The following is a 16,071-nucleotide window of genomic DNA, read 5'->3' as shown; positions in this document are numbered from 1 at the left end:
TTCAGTGATCCTCTTTCAACGAACCAATACCCAGTGAGCCGGATGGTTTTGATGCTGTGGCGCCCTGGGCTGGAGCAGGGGCCTGTTCCGCTGGCGGGGCAGGCAGGTCGGGAGCGTTATCCAGAAAGTCCGCCGTGGGAATGAAGAAGAGATTGCCAGTGACGGCACGGCTGACGTCCAGAATGCGATCGTAATTGCCAACCGGCTTTCCGATGAACATGTTACGGAGCATCTGTTCGATACGGGACGGGGATTTGGCGTATCCAATGAAGTACGTGCCGTATTCACCCTTGCCGACTTCGCCGAACGGCATGTTGTCACGCACGATCTGAAGTTGCTCGCCGTTTTCTTCAATGTTGGTCAGAACGTTATGGGCGTAGCTGGGCTTGTCGGCTTCACGCAGTTCGATATCCGAGAGCTTCTTGCGGCCAATGATGTGCTCCTGCACTTCCGTCGGAATGGCGTTCCATTTCTTCAGATCATGCAGGTATTTCTGGATGATGACGTAGCTGCCACCCGCAAAATCCGGGTCTTCGTCGCCAATCAGTGTGCAGTCGAGTGCCGCCTGACCGGATGGGTTTTCCGTTCCATCCACAAAGCCCAGCAGGTCGCGTTCATCGAAATATTTGAAGCCGTGAACTTCATCGATGATCTTGCCTGCACCTTCCAGTCTGGACGCAATCGTAGCAGCCAGTTCGAAGCACAGGTCCATGCGTGCAGCACGGATATGGAACAGCATGTCGCCCGGCGTGGAGGGGGCCTCATGAACGCCGCTGATGGCTTCGAACGGGTGAAGATCCTTGGGCATGGGCGTGCCGAAAAGCCGCGTCCATGCGTCTGCGCCAATGCCCGTTACGCAGGAGAGGCGTCCATCGGGAATGCGAAAGCCTACGCCCCGAACCAGCGAGGACATGTCTCCGAGCAGCTCGCGGATCTGCGTGCCATCGGAAAGAGTTTCATCCAGTGTCGCGACAAGGAAAACAGAGGCACTGGTCAGCGTCGCTGCAACGGGTTGAGGATTCTGCAAGGCTCTCAGATCTTCTTTACAAAGTGTTGAAGCGTTCTGAGATCACAATAGGAGGGAAACGGATTAAGGCAAGGTTCCGGCCAGGACGGCCCTAAGTCGGAATGACTGTTACCACTTGTCCTTCGAGCCACCCCCGCCGGAATCGCCCCCGCCGGATCTGTAGTTGTTCCTGTTCCCGGAATTATTGCCTCCCCGCGAATTGCTGCGGGCCGCCGCCGAGAGGATGTTGATGAGCAGGTTCAGCAGAACATCCCATGGAACATTAACGAGAAAACGATCCAGCCCGGAAAGGGGCTCGCCTCGGCTCTGGCGGCGTTGCGCGCGGATCGTCAGGACAGTTCCGGCCAGGAAAAGAAGCAGTCCACCACCGCCAAGAAGCATGTCCGTGCTGGAAAAGGAGACGGCTTCGTCAGGCGCTGCTGTCTCCTGTACCGTGGTGTCGCTCTTGCGAAGGGTTTCACCAATGGCGTCGACCATGCCGTTCAGCGCGGCAGCATAGTGTCCGGCTTTCAGGTCGGGTCGCGCAGCAACAAGGATGGTATGTGTCTGAAGATCGGTGAGATCTCCTTCAAAGCCATATCCGACTTCAATGCGGGACTGTGTATCTGGAATGTCCAGGACGATCAGCAGACCGTTGTCCTGCCCTTTCTGTCCGATGCCGGACGCATGGAAGGTCTCATTGGCATGCTGGTCGATGTCATCCACATGGCCGGGAAGGTCGATCAGGATATGCGGATGGCTCGGGAGCGTTTCACGAAGGGTCGTGAGTTTCTCGACCAGTTGGTCCCGTTCCGCGTCTGAGAGGGCATTGTGCGGATCAGTAACAAGCTGGGTTAGTGGGGCCGCTCCTGCTGTGCCAGTCAGGGAAAAGCACAGCAGGCCGAGCGCACAGAACGCAGGATGCAGAATGCGCGTGAGCAGTGGACGGATCATGATCAGCACAGTCTGCATGGTGTTCTGTCAGGTCAGTGTTTTGAGAAGTCGACGACGGGCGGGGTCTGGGCAGCCGGTGAGGCTTCATAGTAGACGCGCTGGTGATAGCCCATCACACCAGCCAGAAGATTGCCGGGGAAGTGCATGACCGTCTGGTTGTAGGACAGGATGGCCTGCTGAAGACGCTGGCGGGCCACGGTGATGCGGTTCTGCGTGCCTTCGAGCTGCACCATCAGGCTTGAGAAGTTCTGGTTGGCCTGAAGCTGCGGAGACTGTTCGGCAACGGCGGTGATGGCCTTGATTTCCTGTGCGTTGCGCGTCTGGGCATCCAGGATCTTCTTCTGAAGAGCCTCGTCACTGACCGACCGTGGGTCAATGCGGTTCAGCGGCGTTTCACCGGAACGGGCGGCAGCATAGTCGGTCAGGGTGTCATGCTCGTGTGTGGCATAGCCTTTGACCGTATTGACCAGATTGGGAATCAGGTCTGACTGGCGCTGTACTTCATTCTGAAGCTGGCCCATCTGTTCCTGAACGCGCTGGTCTGCGCCCATGAAGCGATTGTAGTTCGATCCCATCAAGATGATGAGCCCGATGACCAGAATCGCCGGAATGAGAAGTTTTTTCATCAAGAGTCCTCTGAAATCAAAAAACGGATCATCACTCTGACGGTAGAAGAAAGTATCAGTCGTGAGGGCCTATTCCTGACATCTTTACAACAGATTGGACTGAACGAAAAAACGTTTCTTTTTCTGGTGCGATGGAACCGGAAGTATTCCAGTTATCTGCTACGTTGTATCATGATGGCGGGCGGGTTTTATTTGAAACGCGAAAGCACCTTTTGCAGTGCTGCCTGTCTGTCACAGGGAAGGGATCTCAAGCATCTGGCATGATGCGCGATCATGCGGCATTAAGGCGGCATGAAACTGCGCTTCGCCCCTTCGCCTACGGGCTACCTTCATGTTGGCAATGCTCGTCAGGCCGTTGCCAACTTCCTGTTCGCCCGCCGCCATGGTGGGAAGTTCCTGCTGCGCATCGATGATACGGATGTCGCACGGAGCAAGCCTGAATATGAAGATGCCATCCGCAAGGATCTTGCATGGCTTGGGCTGGATTGGGATGAAGAGGCCCGTCAGTCCTCGCGGATGGAGCGTTACGCTGCTGCGATCGATAAACTGAAAGCGTCCGGCCGACTGTATCCGTGCTTCGAGACCGAATACGAACTGAATGCCAAGCGTGAGATGCGGATCCGGGCTGGCAAGGCGCCGATCTATGATCGTGCCATGCTGAAGCTGACGCCGGACCAGCGGGCCCGTGCGGAAGCCAACGGCAAGACACCACACTGGCGCTTCAAGCTGACGGATGGCAGTCGCAAGTGGCAGGATCTCGTCATGGACGATTGCTCCGTCAAGCTGACGGCGATTTCTGATCCGGTCCTGATCCGTGCAGATGGTACGATCCTCTACACGCTGGCCTCTGTCGTTGATGATCTGGAAATGGGCATCACGCATATCGTCCGCGGCGAAGATCATGTGACGAACACGGGTGTCCAGATCGACATTGCTGAAGCTTTGGGTGCAAAGCCGGATCGCTTTACGTTTGCGCATCTGCCACTGCTGCTGGATTCTGATGGCGGGAAGCTGTCCAAGCGTTTCGATGCGCTGGGTCTGAAGTCGCTTCGTCAGGACGGTATCGAGCCAATGTCCATCGTGTCATATCTGGCACGCGTTGGGACGTCCGATGATCCGGAAGTCATGACGATGGAAGAAGCCATTGCGGCTTACGAGATCTCGCATGTCTCCAAGTCTGCGGCGCGCTTCGATATGCGTCAGTTGCTTGCCCTGAACCGCAAGGCTCTGCACAACCTGCCGTTCTCGGTGGCGAAGGAGCATCTTCCCGCTGAAGCGACGGAAGAATTCTGGAATGCAGTGCGTGGTAATGTCGATCTGACGGCTGAAATCCCGCATTGGTGGGACGTGACGCAAGGCACGATTGTTCCGCCGTCACAGCCGGAAGACCGTGAATTCCTGAAGCAGGCGCTTGAGACGCTACCAGCCGAGCCATGGGGCGAAGACACCTGGAAGGACTGGACGACAGCGTTGAAGGAAAAGTCTGGCCGTAAGGGGAAGACCCTGTTCATGCCGCTCCGTCTGGCGCTGACGGGTGAGGATAACGGGCCGGAACTGCATGTGCTGCTGGGCCTGATGGGCCATGCGCGGACGGTGTCACGTCTTCAGGACGCAATCGGCGCGTGATTTTAGGATGGGAATGCCCGTTGATGCGGGCGTTCCCAATGTCGAACCTTAGACTGGCTCGACGCTCCAGAAAGCTTCCCAGCTTTCGCCGGGCTGTAAATGTAGCAGGCCCGGCTTTTCCGAAAAATCTCCGGCGAAACCAACGGGTGTGGCGTAGCCGTACCAAGGTTCGATGCACAGAAAGCCGGCACTTGGCTTGGTCCAGATTCCAAGATCCCTGAAACCATCCCAGCGCACCCGTAGGCCGCTTCCGTCCGGGCCAGTGAAATCGACAGCCTTGCTGCGGGCATCCAGCATGATGATGGCATCGTCTTCGAACAGGCTGTCTTCCAGCGGAAGGACCCGTTCATGGATTGGGGACGGAACGGCCTCCGGAAGCAGGCCGTCCGGGCTGATGCGCCGGATATGATCGGCTTCATTCACTTCAAATGTGAGGCGGTGAGCGTCTCGGCCGGTGTCGGGTTTCAGAGGCCACATGAAGGCGGGATGTGCACCCAGCGAGGCATGCAATGTGGCGTCTTCGGACGGGTTGGTCAGAACATAGCCGACATGCAGGCCGGTTTCTTCCATCCGGTAGATAAGATGCAGGCGAAACGCAGCCGGGAAGAGCTGCCATGTCTCGGGCGTATTTTCCAGCTCAAGAACACAGCCGGCTTCTGTCCGTTCTAGCCAGCGGAAAGTCATGTCACGGGCGAAGCCATGCTGGGGCAGCGTAACGGGCCGGCCGTTCAGTGTTGTGTCTTCCAGTGGTTTTCCAATGATGGGAAACAGAACGGGTGAGTGGCGTTTCCAGGCGGGGCCAGCGTTCCAGAGCAGATCTTGCCCGGATGCGGTGCGCAGGGAGATCAGTTCTGCACCATGGGCCGAAACCGTTGCCGTCAGGTTGTTTTTTCCAAAGCTGTGCTGGCTGTCAGTCATGCCGGTAGTGCCTTTCATGCGCGGTGGACGGATCAATGGGTTCGTGGTCCCCATGCTCGGTGGTGTGGAACCGAGTGAAGTCGACCTCGACCCTGCCGTCGGGGCGGTGATGGATCATGTCCGAGAAACGGTATCCGTGTTTCACATGGCCGATCTCGTAAGCATGGCGTGCGAAGAGTGTCTGGGAGGAAATTTCGTCCGTCCCGTCCATCGTGATGATGATTTCCGCATTCTGCTCGATCAGGGTTTCCGCTGACAGGCCGTAAAGCGGGCTGGTACTGTCGATCATGTGTGTGGCGTTCAGGCTGATCCGAAAGATCGGCACATGGGACTGGATCAGCGTCAGCCTGTCGAAGCGGCGCACCAGTCGCTCATGATCATCCGGCATCAGACGTGTCAGGGTCATTTCCACATTGGCAGACAGGATGAGCGTGCGGCGACGGTTGGCAATGCGGATGGTCAGGGTCGGGATCAGATCATCGTAGGATACGACGGCGACATGGCTGAACAGGATACGGGCCCTGGGGCGGGAGAAGCGTGCGAAGACAAGCCCGGTTGCCAGGGCATTGAGCATCATCCCGGCGAGCACTTCAAAGGACACAATGGTGTTGGTCAGGCGTCCGACCGGGGCCATGGTGCCGTATCCGACAGTCGAGATCGTCTGGACGCTGAAGAACACGTCATCAAGGAAATCCCCGTGCGGGACGCCGCTGACGCTGCCGGGGATCATGTAATAAAGGCAGGCAAATCCGATATTGATGCCCATATACAGAGCGAGGGACGCCCAGAAGAACGCCCCCCATGTCATGGTCATCAGATGGTGATAGAGATCCCCGAGGGAGCCGTCTTTCAGGCCCGTGCGGATAATGTCGCCCCGGCCGTTTTCTTCCAGAACATGTGCCCGGATGCGGTTGGCCGTTTCCGCCACCAGCGCCTCAGGCCGTGGATGCATCCGATGCCTGTGTCGCCAGTGAATCATGGTCTTACCGTCTCGCCTTTCTGGCGCTGACCAACTCGCTGACCACGCCGTGAAGAGTGCGAAGTTCCTGCTCGGTGACTTCGCCCCGTGTGAAGAAATGCCGCAGATTGCGGATCATGCCCGGTTTCTTCTGCTCGTTACGCAGGAAGCCACAGTCATCCAGTTCCCGCAGCAGATGGGACATGAAGTTTTCCAGCTCGCCCTTGGTGGCCACATGCGTCTCATTGGTCATGAGGTCACGCGGGGGCGTCATGTCTTCGGTCAGGTACCATTCATAGGCCATGACCAGCACGGCCTGTGCGAGGTTGAGGGACATGAACTTCGGGTTGAGCGGATAGCGCACCAGCGTATCGGCGCGGGCCATGTCTTCAACGTCAAGGCCAGCACGTTCCGGCCCGAACAGGATGCCGGTGCGCAGACCGCGTGTGGAAGCTACCCGAAGTTCCGCAGCAGCGCCGCGGGCTGTCATAACTGGCTTCACGACATGGCGGGGACGGGGGCAGGTCGCGAAGACGCGGTGCAGGTCGGCTACGGCGTCATCCACCGTCTCGAAGACCTGCGCGTTGTCGAGGATGCGATGGGCACCGGAAGAGGCAGGCCAGGCGCGTTCCTGCGGCCAGCCGTCCCGTGGTGCGACAATGCGCAGATGGAACAGTCCGCCATTCGCCATGGCCCGGGCAGTCGTGCCGATATTTTCGGCAAGCTGCGGGCGCACGAGAATGACAACGGGATCAAATTCGCCGATCGGTTCCAGATCGGCGCCACCATCACGTCCGGTCATGAGATTATGCCTTCCGCCATGTGGTGCCGCCGGGGCCGTCTTCCAGCGTGATGCCGTCTGCGGCAAGCTGGTTCCGGATTTCATCCGCGCGGGCAAAGTTGCGGGCCTTGCGGGCTGCCAGACGTTCCTCGATCATCGCTTCGATAGCGGACGCATCAACGCCTGAGCGGAACCATTCGGCCGGGGAGACCTGAAACAGGCCAAGCTGCCTGCCAGCGGCCAGGAGACCGGATGCGGCTTTCTGATCGCCCTGCATGGCAGCGTCTGCCAGCGGGTGAAGGGCTGCGATGGCGAGCGGTGTGTTCAGGTCATCACACAGCGCATCCAGCACGGTTGCCGGAACGTCTGCGCCCTGTTGCGCATCTCCACGCTCAAGCGCGCGGTAGAGACGATCCAGAATGCGGCGTGCTTCTTCCAGCTTGTCCCATGTGAAATCCAGCGTCGAACGGTAATGCGCGCCCAGATAAAGAAGGCGCAGCGGTTCCGCTGGGGATTTTTCCAGAACTTCCCGGATGGTGAAGAAATTGCCCAGAGACTTGGACATCTTTTCCCCGTTGGAGAGCAGCATGCCGTTATGGAGCCAGTGCGTGGCAAACTTGCTCCCCGGATAGCAGCACAGGGACTGCGCACGCTCGTTTTCATGATGCGGGAACAGCAGGTCGTCGCCACCGCCATGAATATCGAAGCTCTCGCCCAGATAACGGTGAGACATGGCCGAGCATTCGATATGCCAGCCGGGGCGGCCGCGGCCATAGGAGCTGTCCCAGCCGGGCTGATCCGGGGTGGACGGCTTCCAGAGCACGAAATCGCCCGGATCACGCTTATAGGGCGCAACCTCGACGCGGGCGCCAGCGATCATGTCATCCAGCGAGCGGCCGGAGAGTTCGCCATAAGACGGGAAGTTCCGGACAGCGAACAGGACGTGCCCTTCGGCCTCGTAGGCATGGCCGTTTTCGATCAGGCGGTCGATCATTTCCAGCATTTCGGGAATATGATGTGTGGCCCGTGGCTCGATGTCCGGCGGCAGAATGCCCAGTGACGCCAAATCTTCATGAAAGGCTTCGGTTGTCCGGGCGGTCAGGGCTGAAATGTCTTCGCCGTTCTCTCTGGCGCGCGCGGTGATCTTGTCGTCCACGTCCGTGACGTTTCGCGCATAGGTGACCTGTGGGTACAGGACGCGCAGCAGCCGCACGAGGATATCCGCGCACATCATGGCGCGCAGATTGCCCAGATGGGCGCGGTCATAGACGGTGGGACCACAGAAATAGACCCGGACGTTCTGCGGATCGAGTGGTGTGAACTGTCGCTTTTCGCGCGCGTGGGTGTCGTGCAGACGGAGCACGTGAGGAACGGGATCGGCCATAGAGGCGATCAATGCGCCAGCAGCCGTTTTGGTGCAACAGGCTTTGTTACTCTTGTCTGCATGATCTGGCCTGCGATAGGGAGACTTATGCGTAGCACCTTCAACGATCCTACTTCTCCCCGCGGACATGCTCTTGCCCTTCTGCGGGTCGCCCTGCCGCTGGCCCTGTCGCAGCTCTCCGAAATGTCGATGGGCGTGACGGACACCATTCTGTTGGGTGGTCTGGGTGTTGCGGAAGTCGCGGTTGGCGGTCTGGCCAATACCTTTTTCTTTACCACCATGGTGACGTGCCAGACCATTCTGGGTGGCGCGGGTGTGCTGCTGTCGCATGGACGGGGTGCGGAAGATCATGGGCGGGAGTCCCATGACGGGCGTAGCGTGATGAGCGCGACGTTCCTTCTGGCGCTTTTGATCTTCGTTCCCTGTGCTTTGCTGCTGTGGTTCGTGCAGCCACTCTTTGCGTGGCTCGCCGAACCAAGCGATGTGGTGACGCAGGGCAGCCGCTTCATTCATATTCTGCTGCTGTCGCTGTTGCCGGATCTTGCGGTGATCGGTGTGTTGCGTGTGGCGCTTCCATCGCTTGGGGCGGAAACGCTTCTACTGTGGATCATGCCGGCCATGGCGATCTGCAACGGCATTACGAATGCGGCGCTGATTCATGGCTGGTTCGGGTTGCCAGCCATGGGACTGTTTGGTTCTGCGACAGCGACGACGCTGACCGGTTGGGCGATCAGCTTTGCCCTGACGGGTCTGTGCCTGATGCATCCGCGTGTGCGGGCTGTCATGAAGCCAGCGGCTGTACACTGGCCGGTCATGAAAGAGCTTCTGAAGCTTGGTCTGCCGATGATGATGGGGGCTGCGGCTGAAATTCTGATGTTCCAGATCACCAGTCTTCGGGCGGGACAGTTGGGAACGCAGAGTCTGGCAGCGCATCAGGTTGCGGTGAATGTCAGTGCGCTGCTGTTCATGGTGTGTCTGGCGATCGGTCAGTCAACGAATGTCCGCGTAGCGTACTGGCGCGGGGCAGGGCGGATGGATCAGAGCCGTCGTGCGGCCTGGACCGGGATCTGGATTGTGCTGGCCTGGTCCGTGCTGTCTTCGGCACTGCTGCTGATCTGGCCGGAAAAGATCGTCAGTCTGTATTTCACCGGTCACGCCCCTGATCCGGCAACGGCTGCGCTTGTCATCACCCTGATGAAGATTGCCGGGATCTACCAGATTGTGGACGGCCTTCAGGTTGTCTTTAGCGGCGCTTTAAGAGGCTGTGGCGATACGGTCTGGCCGATGGTGATTGCCGTTTCGAACTACGGACTGATCGGACTTGTTTTTGGTGGGTGGTTGGCCTTCCAGCAGCACTGGGGGGCGGAAGGCCTCTGGATTGGCATGGCGACAGCCCTGACGGTCAGTTCTGTTGCTCTTGGGTTCCGGCTTTTCAGCGTGATGCGGAGAGCCGAGCCTGTGCCATCGTAATCAGATAGGCGAGGAGCCCACCTGCGGAGAGAAGGGCCGATCCCCAGCCGATTGATGCCAGACCAAGTCCTGAACTGACCAGAAAAGCGCCCAGCCATGTGCCTGCGGCGTTGGCGATGTTGAAGGCCGAGTTGTTCAGGGAGGCCGCCAGTGTCTGGGCGTCTCCGGCAACTTCCATCAGATGGGTCTGGATAGCGGGGGAAATGCCGATCAGCGTGGCTGGGATCAGGAAAGTGATCAGCAGCATGGCGATGGGGGACGGCAGCAATAGCCAGAAGCCAAGCATGAAGACGCAACTGGCAGCGAGGGAAAACAGGATCGTCCGGTTGATGTTCCGGTCCGCCATCGCCCCACCGAACGAATTACCCGCGACCATGCCCAGGCCCCACACGATCTGATAGAGCGCCACGGCCCAGTCTGGCAGGTGTGTGACGTCCGACAACGCTGTGGTGAGGAAGGTATAGACCTCGAAAAGGCCGCCAAAGCCAATGGCGCTTGTTAGAAGGGTTAGCACAACCTGAGGGCGTTTGAAGGCACCGAGTTCAGCGAGTGCATTGGCATCCGGGTGGGGTTTGTCACGGGGGGAAAAATACCAGAGGGCCAGAAAACACAGCAGTCCGAGGACGGAAATTGCGCCATATGCGGCTCTCCAGCCAAGGTGGTTGGCGGCGTAGGTGGACAGGGGCGATCCCACTACAGTGGAGAACATGATGCCGGACAGAACGCGTCCGACCGCGCGGCCTCTTCTTGCGCGCTCAACCATGGAGGCGCCGACGAGTGCTGACACGCCGAAAAATGCACCATGTGGAAGCCCGGTGATGAAGCGCATGACTTCAATGTCAAGAAGGTTCGGCATCAGGATTGTGCCGATATTTCCCATAAGGAAAAGCACAAGCATGGCCAGCAGGAGTGTGCGACGGGGGAGTTTTGCGCCAGCAACTGCGATGAGGGGCGCTCCGACCACGACACCCAGCGCATAGGCTGAAATGACGGAACTGGCACGGGAAATGGAAATACCCAGGGAATGGGAGAATTCGGGCAGAAGGCCCATAATGGCGAATTCGCCAGTCCCGATCGTAAATGTTGCCAGCATAAGAGCAAACATGGCTGGCTCGACACCGTGGGGTGGACGCACCCGTTCGACATCGACTGGTTCGATTAATTCCATATGGAAAAGGTCCGGAATAGGGGAAAATCCGCCTACCATCCGGACCCTGAAAAGCTATCCGGACACTTTCACGCGGAAGTGTCCGGGCAGGTCAGTTCAATTCTCCGTTGGCAGGCGAATTGTCTGGCCCGGATAAATGTCATCCTTGCTTGTGACAAGCGGTTGATTGGCATCAAGAAGCTCATCGCCCGAAATATCTTCCGGCAGCTTCTCGGCGACCTCGTCCAGGTTTTGGCTGGTCTTGATTTCCAGGAACTTTGGATCGGGCGTTCCGGGGGGAACCTGAATCTCGGCTTCGACAGCGGCCACACCTGCGACGTTACCGGCGGTGAGGATCATCTGATCACGGGCCTTTGCGGAATCGGCCTTGCCGCGCAGATAGATCGTGCGGTCATCGATCACGAGATGGGACATATGCATCTGTGCGAGGCCGAACTTCTTGAAGGCTCGCTTGATGGCGCTTTCACCCGGCTTGGGCGGCGGCGGTGCATCAAGGGACTGGATCAGTCCTTCGAGGGAACCCTCACCGATACGACCGGCCTTGGGATTGAAGCGATAGATTTTCATGGGCAAACTCAAAAAGGCATGGCTCCCCGACCAGAGGGGAGTACCAGACCGTTAGCGCAAACCCCCCGGGAGGGGTTGCGCGCTTTATAAGCATCTGCCGCGAGAAAATAACAGGGGTCAGACTCGCCCTTTGATTGACAGAAGAGCTCGAGACCTGTTAGGCGCGGGTCCACTGCCGGAAACGAGGACGTACCGGCCGGGCCATCATCGCGGGTTTCTGTACCCCGCAGGCTCCGGTTTCTGGGTGCGCGCCCGTCCTTTCCAATTCGGGGAAGGGCCTACCGGCGCAACAAAACGGCTCGCCATACAGCATGGGGCGGGCCTGATGTATGAACAGGGGTTAACCCATGTCAAAGCGTCTTGAGAGCAAGTACAAGATCAATCGCCGTCTCGGCGTAAACCTTTGGGGCCGTGCAAAGTCCCCTGTGAACCGTCGTGAATACGGTCCGGGTCAGCATGGTCAGCGTCGTAAGCAGAAGCCTTCTGACTTCTCCATCCAGCTGATGGCCAAGCAGAAGCTCAAGGGCTACTACGGCAACATCAGCGAGAAGCAGTTCCGCAAGTACTACGACGAAGCCGTCCGTCGTAAGGGTGATACCTCCGAGAACCTGATCGGTCTGCTGGAGCGTCGTCTGGACGCCGTTGTGTACCGTCTGAAGTTTGCGATCACGCCGTTCGCAGCACGTCAGTTCATCAGCCATGGCCACGTTACGGTTAACGGCAAGAAGGTGAACATTCCGTCCTACCTCGTGAAGGAAGGCGACGTCATCGAAGTGCGCGAGAAGTCCAAGCACCTCGCCATCGTTCTCGACTCCGTGCAGACGGGCGAGCGCGACACGCCGGAATACGTTGAAGTCGATCATCGCCAGATGAAGGGTACGTTCCTGCGTACGCCGGTTCTCTCCGATGTGCCGTATCCGGTGCAGATGGAACCGAACCTGGTTGTCGAATTCTACTCCCGCTAATTCGGATTTCGGGCTTTCGGGCCCGGATCAGAACGCGATCGAAAAACGCCGGATGGGTCTCCCATCCGGCGTTTTTTGTTTTGGCTACGCAGAGAATTAAAAAAACTGCGCAGGATTGAACTGTCCTGTCTTGTGAATGTATCAATACGTTTCTGAGTGATGCCTTGTGTGTCGCGGCAAGCAGGGGCGATGGAAGATGCGTGTTGGGCTGGGTGTGGTTCTGATCTGTGCTGTCGTCTGCTGCCCGGCTGATGCGCGTGGGATCAATACCTTCGTGGCGCCCGATACGCATTATTACCCTCCGCCGCCGCCCCGGCTCCATCTTGTGCGTTGCAAGGACGGGACAGTTATTATCTCGTCCCAGAGATGTCCGATTAAGCCTCCCGTTATGGAACGAACCGCAGCCGGAAAAACCGTCGATACCGTGACGGGTGTTGTTCGAAGTCTGACCGGCCATAATCTGGGTTTCAGATGGTAAGTAGCAGGTAGAGCCTCAGGAGCGGAAGATGCGGTCATGGATGCTGAAAGCTGTCTGTCTGGCGATATTGGGCTGTTCCACATCCGCTTCTGAAGCAAAAGGTATCGACACTTTTGTGCCTCCGTCTTTTGCCATGCCTCCAGTTTCAGAAGGCTATGTTGTGACATCCCGGCAGGGCATGTCGGGTGCGTATGTAGAAGCGCCTCAACCTCGAATTATTGTGCCACCCGCTCTGACCTGGACGGCCAGTGGTAAGGTGTTCCAGTTTCTGAAACGTCAATTTTCCGGAAATGGTTCAGATCGTGCGGGCGTAGGCGGGGTTCCTGCGATGCATGATCCCGTTTCCGGGAGTGCGATCGGGCAGTTTGGGGAAGCCTATGCCCAAGCCAGCCCGATGGGGACGACGGGGATTGCGCCACATGGGAATACTGTGAACTGATTTCTGCTTCGTAGAAGCGAAAATTTGCGGAAAAGACCCGTCAGGTGAGGGAGTGCTTGACGGCAAAAGCGGTCTTCTGCACATTGCGCCTCCCGATGGGTAAGGCTTCCATGAGGGCTGTCCTCTGTATTTGCTAACAGGCCATGTGCCTGTCTGGACGTCGCGAAAGCTCCAGTCCCGGATTTTTCTACGTTGCCGGAGGCATCATGTCAGAGGCGCTGAGCGCTGAAATTACCCGCGAGATCGCTCGTCGGCGTACGTTTGCCATCATTTCCCATCCAGACGCCGGTAAGACGACCCTGACGGAACGTATCCTGCGTGCGGGTGGTGCCATTCAGCTTGCGGGTAATGTGCGTGCCAAGGGTGAGCGCCGCCGAACCAAGTCTGACTGGATGGGGATCGAGCGGGACCGTGGCATTTCCGTTGTGACGTCCGTCATGACGTTTGAATACGGCAACTGCGTCTTCAACCTGCTTGATACTCCGGGCCATGAAGACTTCTCGGAGGATACTTACCGAACCCTGACGGCTGTGGACTGTGCCGTCATGGTGATCGACGCCGCAAAGGGTATCGAGGACCGGACGCGGAAGCTGTTCGAAATCTGCCGTCTGCGCGACATTCCGATCATCACGTTCATCAACAAGATGGACCGTGAGGCGCAGGATTGCTTCGCTCTTCTGGATGAAATTTCCAATTCTTTGGCGCTGGATGTCTCACCTGCGACATGGCCGATCGGTCGTGCGGCGACGTTTATCGGGACGTTCGATATCCGCACCCGTGAAGTGCACACCAAGGATCTGGTGGATGAAGCCGATCCGCGCATGGTGCAGCTTCGGGAAGATCTTGAGCTGGTGGAAGCGGCACTTCCCGAGTTTGATCGTGAGTCCTTCGATGCGGGGCATCTGTCTCCCGTGTTCTTCGGCTCGGCCATGAAGGAAATCGGCGTGACCGATCTTCTGGATGCGCTTGTGGCCTATGGTCCTGCACCGCGTGCACAGCCGACGGAAAACCGTGAGGTCAGGGCCGATGAGGAGCAGGTCACGGCCCTGATCTTCAAGATCCAGGCGAACATGGACCCGAACCATCGTGACCGCATGGCCTTCGCTCGTGTGTGCTCTGGGCGTCTGACACGTGGGATGCGTCTCAAGCATGTGCGTACCGGCAAGCAGTTTGCGCTTCATACGCCGCAGTTCTTCTTTGCCCGTGATCGCCAATTGGCTGAGGAAGCTTTTGGCGGGGACGTGGTTGGGATTCCGAACCATGGCACGCTGCGGATTGGTGATACGCTGAGCGAGAGCGAAGAACTGCGCTTTACGGGGGTTCCGCACTTTGCGCCGGAAATCCTGCGTCGTGTCCGTCTCGACGATGCCATGAAGGCCAAGAAGCTGCGTCAGGCTCTGGTGGAGCTGGCTGAGGAAGGTGTCGTGCAGCTTTTCCGTCCGCAGGATGGTTTGCCGCCGATCGTCGGCGTTGTGGGAACGCTTCAGCTTGACGTTCTTCAGTCACGGCTCAAGGGCGAATATGGTGTGTCCATTGGCTTTGAAAGCACGCCGTTTACCCTGGCGCGCTGGGTCACGGGTGATCGTGAGAAGATCGAGATGTTCATGATGACGAACCGCTCGTCCATGGCGGATGATCTCGATGGAGACCCGGTTTTCCTCGCCAGTTCGTCCTTCATGATGCGTCGCACCATTGAGATGAATCCCGATCTGGCGTTCCACGATATCAAACAGATCGGTCTGGCTTCGGCCTGATCCTTCAAGCCTCGCCCCCTTATTCGGGAGCGAGGCTTTTTTTGTAGTGATTGCCGCTCGTATTTTTGGTGCCTACGCTCTCTTGCGTAAGAAAAACGAAAAGCGGATCAGTGGTAATGTTAAATAAAAACCTTTCGGACTCTTCAGGGACATTCTATTTCCGGCAGGTTGATGTTTTTTCGTCCCGACCGCTCAGAGGTAATCCTCTGGCTGTTGTTCTGGGAGCAGATTGCTTTCCGGAACAGAAGATGCTGGCTTTTGCCAACTGGATGAATCTGAGCGAAACGACTTTTCTGCTTCGTCCTGTTAATCCACAGGCTGATTACCGCGTCCGGATCTTCACGCCTTTTAGCGAACTGCCGTTTGCAGGGCATCCGACGCTGGGAAGTTGTCACGCCTGGTTGGCCTCTACCGATTTATCAGAAGAGCGGGATATCATTCAGGAATGCGGAGCAGGGCTGGTTCGGATCCGGCGAGACGGTGACAGGCTGGCTTTCGCCGGGCCGCCCCTTATTCGAACAGGTATCGTTGAAGGCGATGTACTGGTTCGCATCAAGCGGGGTCTTGGATTGTCAGATGCAGATATTGTCGCTGCGCACTGGGTGGATAATGGCCCGGGCTGGCTTGCGATACTTCTGAAAGATCGTGAAGCCGCATTGGCGTTGAAGCCAGACTTTGCAGTCATTGCCGGTATTCGGGTGGGAATTGTTGCGCCGGTAGAGAGTGGCGAGACCGATTTTGAGGTTCGGGCTTTCTCCGCTGCCGGCTTTGAAGACCCGGTTACCGGCAGCCTGAATGCCGGCATTGCACAATGGCTCATCACTAGCGGGATTGCGCCACCGTCCTATACGGCTCGGCAGGGAACTGTCTTGGGGCGCGAGGGAACTGTTTACGTCAACAGAGATGGTCATGACATCTGGATTGGCGGGAATGTCGTGACGTGCATTGAGGGTCAGGTGTCTCTGGAAAGGCTCTAA

16 protein-coding genes are annotated in these 16,071 nt (G+C 57.9%); 7 read left to right on the top strand and 9 right to left on the bottom strand.

The features are described from left to right. Position 1: 1 nt before the first annotated feature. From B7444_RS08230 to B7444_RS08220, 3 genes are all read right to left on the bottom strand, one after another. Positions 2–1,027 carry a Dyp-type peroxidase gene (locus B7444_RS08230; protein ID WP_007282524.1) on the bottom strand — a complete coding sequence of 342 codons (1,026 nt, stop codon included), beginning with the start codon at positions 1,025–1,027 and terminating at the stop codon, positions 2–4. Between the two features lie 108 nt (positions 1,028–1,135). Continuing rightward, positions 1,136–1,978 (bottom strand): TPM domain-containing protein, encoded by an 843-nt coding sequence (locus tag B7444_RS08225; RefSeq protein WP_007282523.1) that lies wholly within the window; start codon positions 1,976–1,978, stop codon positions 1,136–1,138. A 14-nt stretch (positions 1,979–1,992) separates the two neighbouring features. Continuing rightward, positions 1,993–2,586 carry a LemA family protein gene (locus B7444_RS08220; RefSeq protein ID WP_007282522.1) on the bottom strand — a complete coding sequence of 198 codons (594 nt, stop codon included), beginning with the start codon at positions 2,584–2,586 and terminating at the stop codon, positions 1,993–1,995. A 291-nt stretch (positions 2,587–2,877) separates the two neighbouring features. Here B7444_RS08220 and gltX point away from each other — a divergent pair, with 291 nt between their 5' ends. Continuing rightward, a complete protein-coding gene (gene gltX, locus B7444_RS08215; protein WP_007282521.1) occupies positions 2,878–4,212 on the top strand; it encodes a glutamate--tRNA ligase in 1,335 nt (444 codons plus the stop codon). A gap of 48 nt (positions 4,213–4,260) precedes the next feature. Here gltX and B7444_RS08210 read toward each other — a convergent pair whose 3' ends face one another. Genes B7444_RS08210 through cysS form a run of 4 tightly spaced genes read right to left on the bottom strand, consistent with a single transcriptional unit; the run spans position 4,261 to position 8,253 of the window. Next, positions 4,261–5,130, bottom strand: a complete 870-nt coding sequence (locus tag B7444_RS08210) for an aldose 1-epimerase family protein (protein ID WP_035729927.1) — start codon at positions 5,128–5,130, stop codon at positions 4,261–4,263. Next, a complete protein-coding gene (locus B7444_RS08205; RefSeq protein WP_007282519.1) occupies positions 5,123–6,082 on the bottom strand; it encodes an ion channel in 960 nt (319 codons plus the stop codon). Before B7444_RS08205 ends, B7444_RS08210 begins: the two co-directional genes overlap by 8 nt. 31 nt (positions 6,083–6,113) lie before the next feature. Further along, positions 6,114–6,890 (bottom strand): RNA methyltransferase, encoded by a 777-nt coding sequence (locus tag B7444_RS08200; RefSeq protein WP_007282518.1) that lies wholly within the window; start codon positions 6,888–6,890, stop codon positions 6,114–6,116. 4 nt (positions 6,891–6,894) lie between these two features. Next, positions 6,895–8,253 (bottom strand): cysteine--tRNA ligase, encoded by a 1,359-nt coding sequence (gene cysS / locus B7444_RS08195; protein WP_007282517.1) that lies wholly within the window; start codon positions 8,251–8,253, stop codon positions 6,895–6,897. Positions 8,254–8,340: 87 nt separating this feature from the next. Between cysS and B7444_RS08190 the strand changes: the two genes are divergently transcribed. Further along, entirely contained in the window at positions 8,341–9,723 is a 1,383-nt protein-coding gene (locus B7444_RS08190; protein ID WP_007282516.1) for an MATE family efflux transporter, read from the top strand. Here B7444_RS08190 and B7444_RS08185 read toward each other — a convergent pair. Then, complete coding sequence (locus tag B7444_RS08185; RefSeq protein WP_007282515.1) at positions 9,686–10,930, bottom strand: MFS transporter; 1,245 nt, start codon at positions 10,928–10,930, stop codon at positions 9,686–9,688. The genes B7444_RS08190 and B7444_RS08185 overlap by 38 nt on opposite strands. A gap of 57 nt (positions 10,931–10,987) precedes the next feature. Then, positions 10,988–11,458 (bottom strand): BON domain-containing protein, encoded by a 471-nt coding sequence (locus tag B7444_RS08180; protein ID WP_007282514.1) that lies wholly within the window; start codon positions 11,456–11,458, stop codon positions 10,988–10,990. 347 nt (positions 11,459–11,805) lie between these two features. Here B7444_RS08180 and rpsD point away from each other — a divergent pair, with 347 nt between their 5' ends. From rpsD to B7444_RS08155, 5 genes are all read left to right on the top strand, one after another. After that, positions 11,806–12,423, top strand: a complete 618-nt coding sequence (rpsD, locus tag B7444_RS08175; protein WP_007282513.1) for a 30S ribosomal protein S4 — start codon at positions 11,806–11,808, stop codon at positions 12,421–12,423. A gap of 196 nt (positions 12,424–12,619) precedes the next feature. Then, on the top strand, positions 12,620–12,901 hold the full coding sequence (locus B7444_RS08170) for a hypothetical protein (RefSeq protein WP_007282512.1): 282 nt from the start codon (positions 12,620–12,622) through the stop codon (positions 12,899–12,901). A gap of 28 nt (positions 12,902–12,929) precedes the next feature. Beyond that, positions 12,930–13,340, top strand: coding sequence for a hypothetical protein (locus B7444_RS08165; RefSeq protein ID WP_016737678.1), 411 nt, complete (start codon positions 12,930–12,932; stop codon positions 13,338–13,340). Between the two features lie 206 nt (positions 13,341–13,546). Beyond that, the gene (locus tag B7444_RS08160) at positions 13,547–15,094 is read left to right on the top strand and encodes a peptide chain release factor 3 (protein WP_035729963.1); all 1,548 of its coding nucleotides are present in this window, start codon (positions 13,547–13,549) and stop codon (positions 15,092–15,094) included. A 116-nt stretch (positions 15,095–15,210) separates the two neighbouring features. Next, positions 15,211–16,071, top strand: coding sequence for a PhzF family phenazine biosynthesis protein (locus B7444_RS08155; protein WP_007282509.1), 861 nt, complete (start codon positions 15,211–15,213; stop codon positions 16,069–16,071).

The sequence above is a fragment of the Gluconobacter thailandicus F149-1 = NBRC 100600 genome (assembly GCF_000964465.1).
GTDB lineage: Bacteria > Pseudomonadota > Alphaproteobacteria > Acetobacterales > Acetobacteraceae > Gluconobacter > Gluconobacter thailandicus.
This window is presented reverse-complemented; position numbering and strand designations above follow the sequence as displayed.

Coding starts and splice junctions, on each gene's coding strand:
- B7444_RS08225 (WP_007282523.1), bottom strand. CDS start 1,978: ATGCAGACTGTGCTGATCATGATCCGTCCACTGCTCACGCGCATTCTG.
- B7444_RS08220 (WP_007282522.1), bottom strand. CDS start 2,586: ATGAAAAAACTTCTCATTCCGGCGATTCTGGTCATCGGGCTCATCATC.
- gltX (WP_007282521.1), top strand. CDS start 2,878: ATGAAACTGCGCTTCGCCCCTTCGCCTACGGGCTACCTTCATGTTGGC.
- B7444_RS08210 (WP_035729927.1), bottom strand. CDS start 5,130: ATGACTGACAGCCAGCACAGCTTTGGAAAAAACAACCTGACGGCAACG.
- B7444_RS08205 (WP_007282519.1), bottom strand. CDS start 6,082: ATGCATCCACGGCCTGAGGCGCTGGTGGCGGAAACGGCCAACCGCATC.
- B7444_RS08200 (WP_007282518.1), bottom strand. CDS start 6,890: ATGACCGGACGTGATGGTGGCGCCGATCTGGAACCGATCGGCGAATTT.
- cysS (WP_007282517.1), bottom strand. CDS start 8,253: ATGGCCGATCCCGTTCCTCACGTGCTCCGTCTGCACGACACCCACGCG.
- B7444_RS08190 (WP_007282516.1), top strand. CDS start 8,341: ATGCGTAGCACCTTCAACGATCCTACTTCTCCCCGCGGACATGCTCTT.
- B7444_RS08185 (WP_007282515.1), bottom strand. CDS start 10,930: ATGGTAGGCGGATTTTCCCCTATTCCGGACCTTTTCCATATGGAATTA.
- B7444_RS08180 (WP_007282514.1), bottom strand. CDS start 11,458: ATGAAAATCTATCGCTTCAATCCCAAGGCCGGTCGTATCGGTGAGGGT.
- rpsD (WP_007282513.1), top strand. CDS start 11,806: ATGTCAAAGCGTCTTGAGAGCAAGTACAAGATCAATCGCCGTCTCGGC.
- B7444_RS08170 (WP_007282512.1), top strand. CDS start 12,620: ATGCGTGTTGGGCTGGGTGTGGTTCTGATCTGTGCTGTCGTCTGCTGC.
- B7444_RS08165 (WP_016737678.1), top strand. CDS start 12,930: ATGCGGTCATGGATGCTGAAAGCTGTCTGTCTGGCGATATTGGGCTGT.
- B7444_RS08160 (WP_035729963.1), top strand. CDS start 13,547: ATGTCAGAGGCGCTGAGCGCTGAAATTACCCGCGAGATCGCTCGTCGG.
- B7444_RS08155 (WP_007282509.1), top strand. CDS start 15,211: ATGTTAAATAAAAACCTTTCGGACTCTTCAGGGACATTCTATTTCCGG.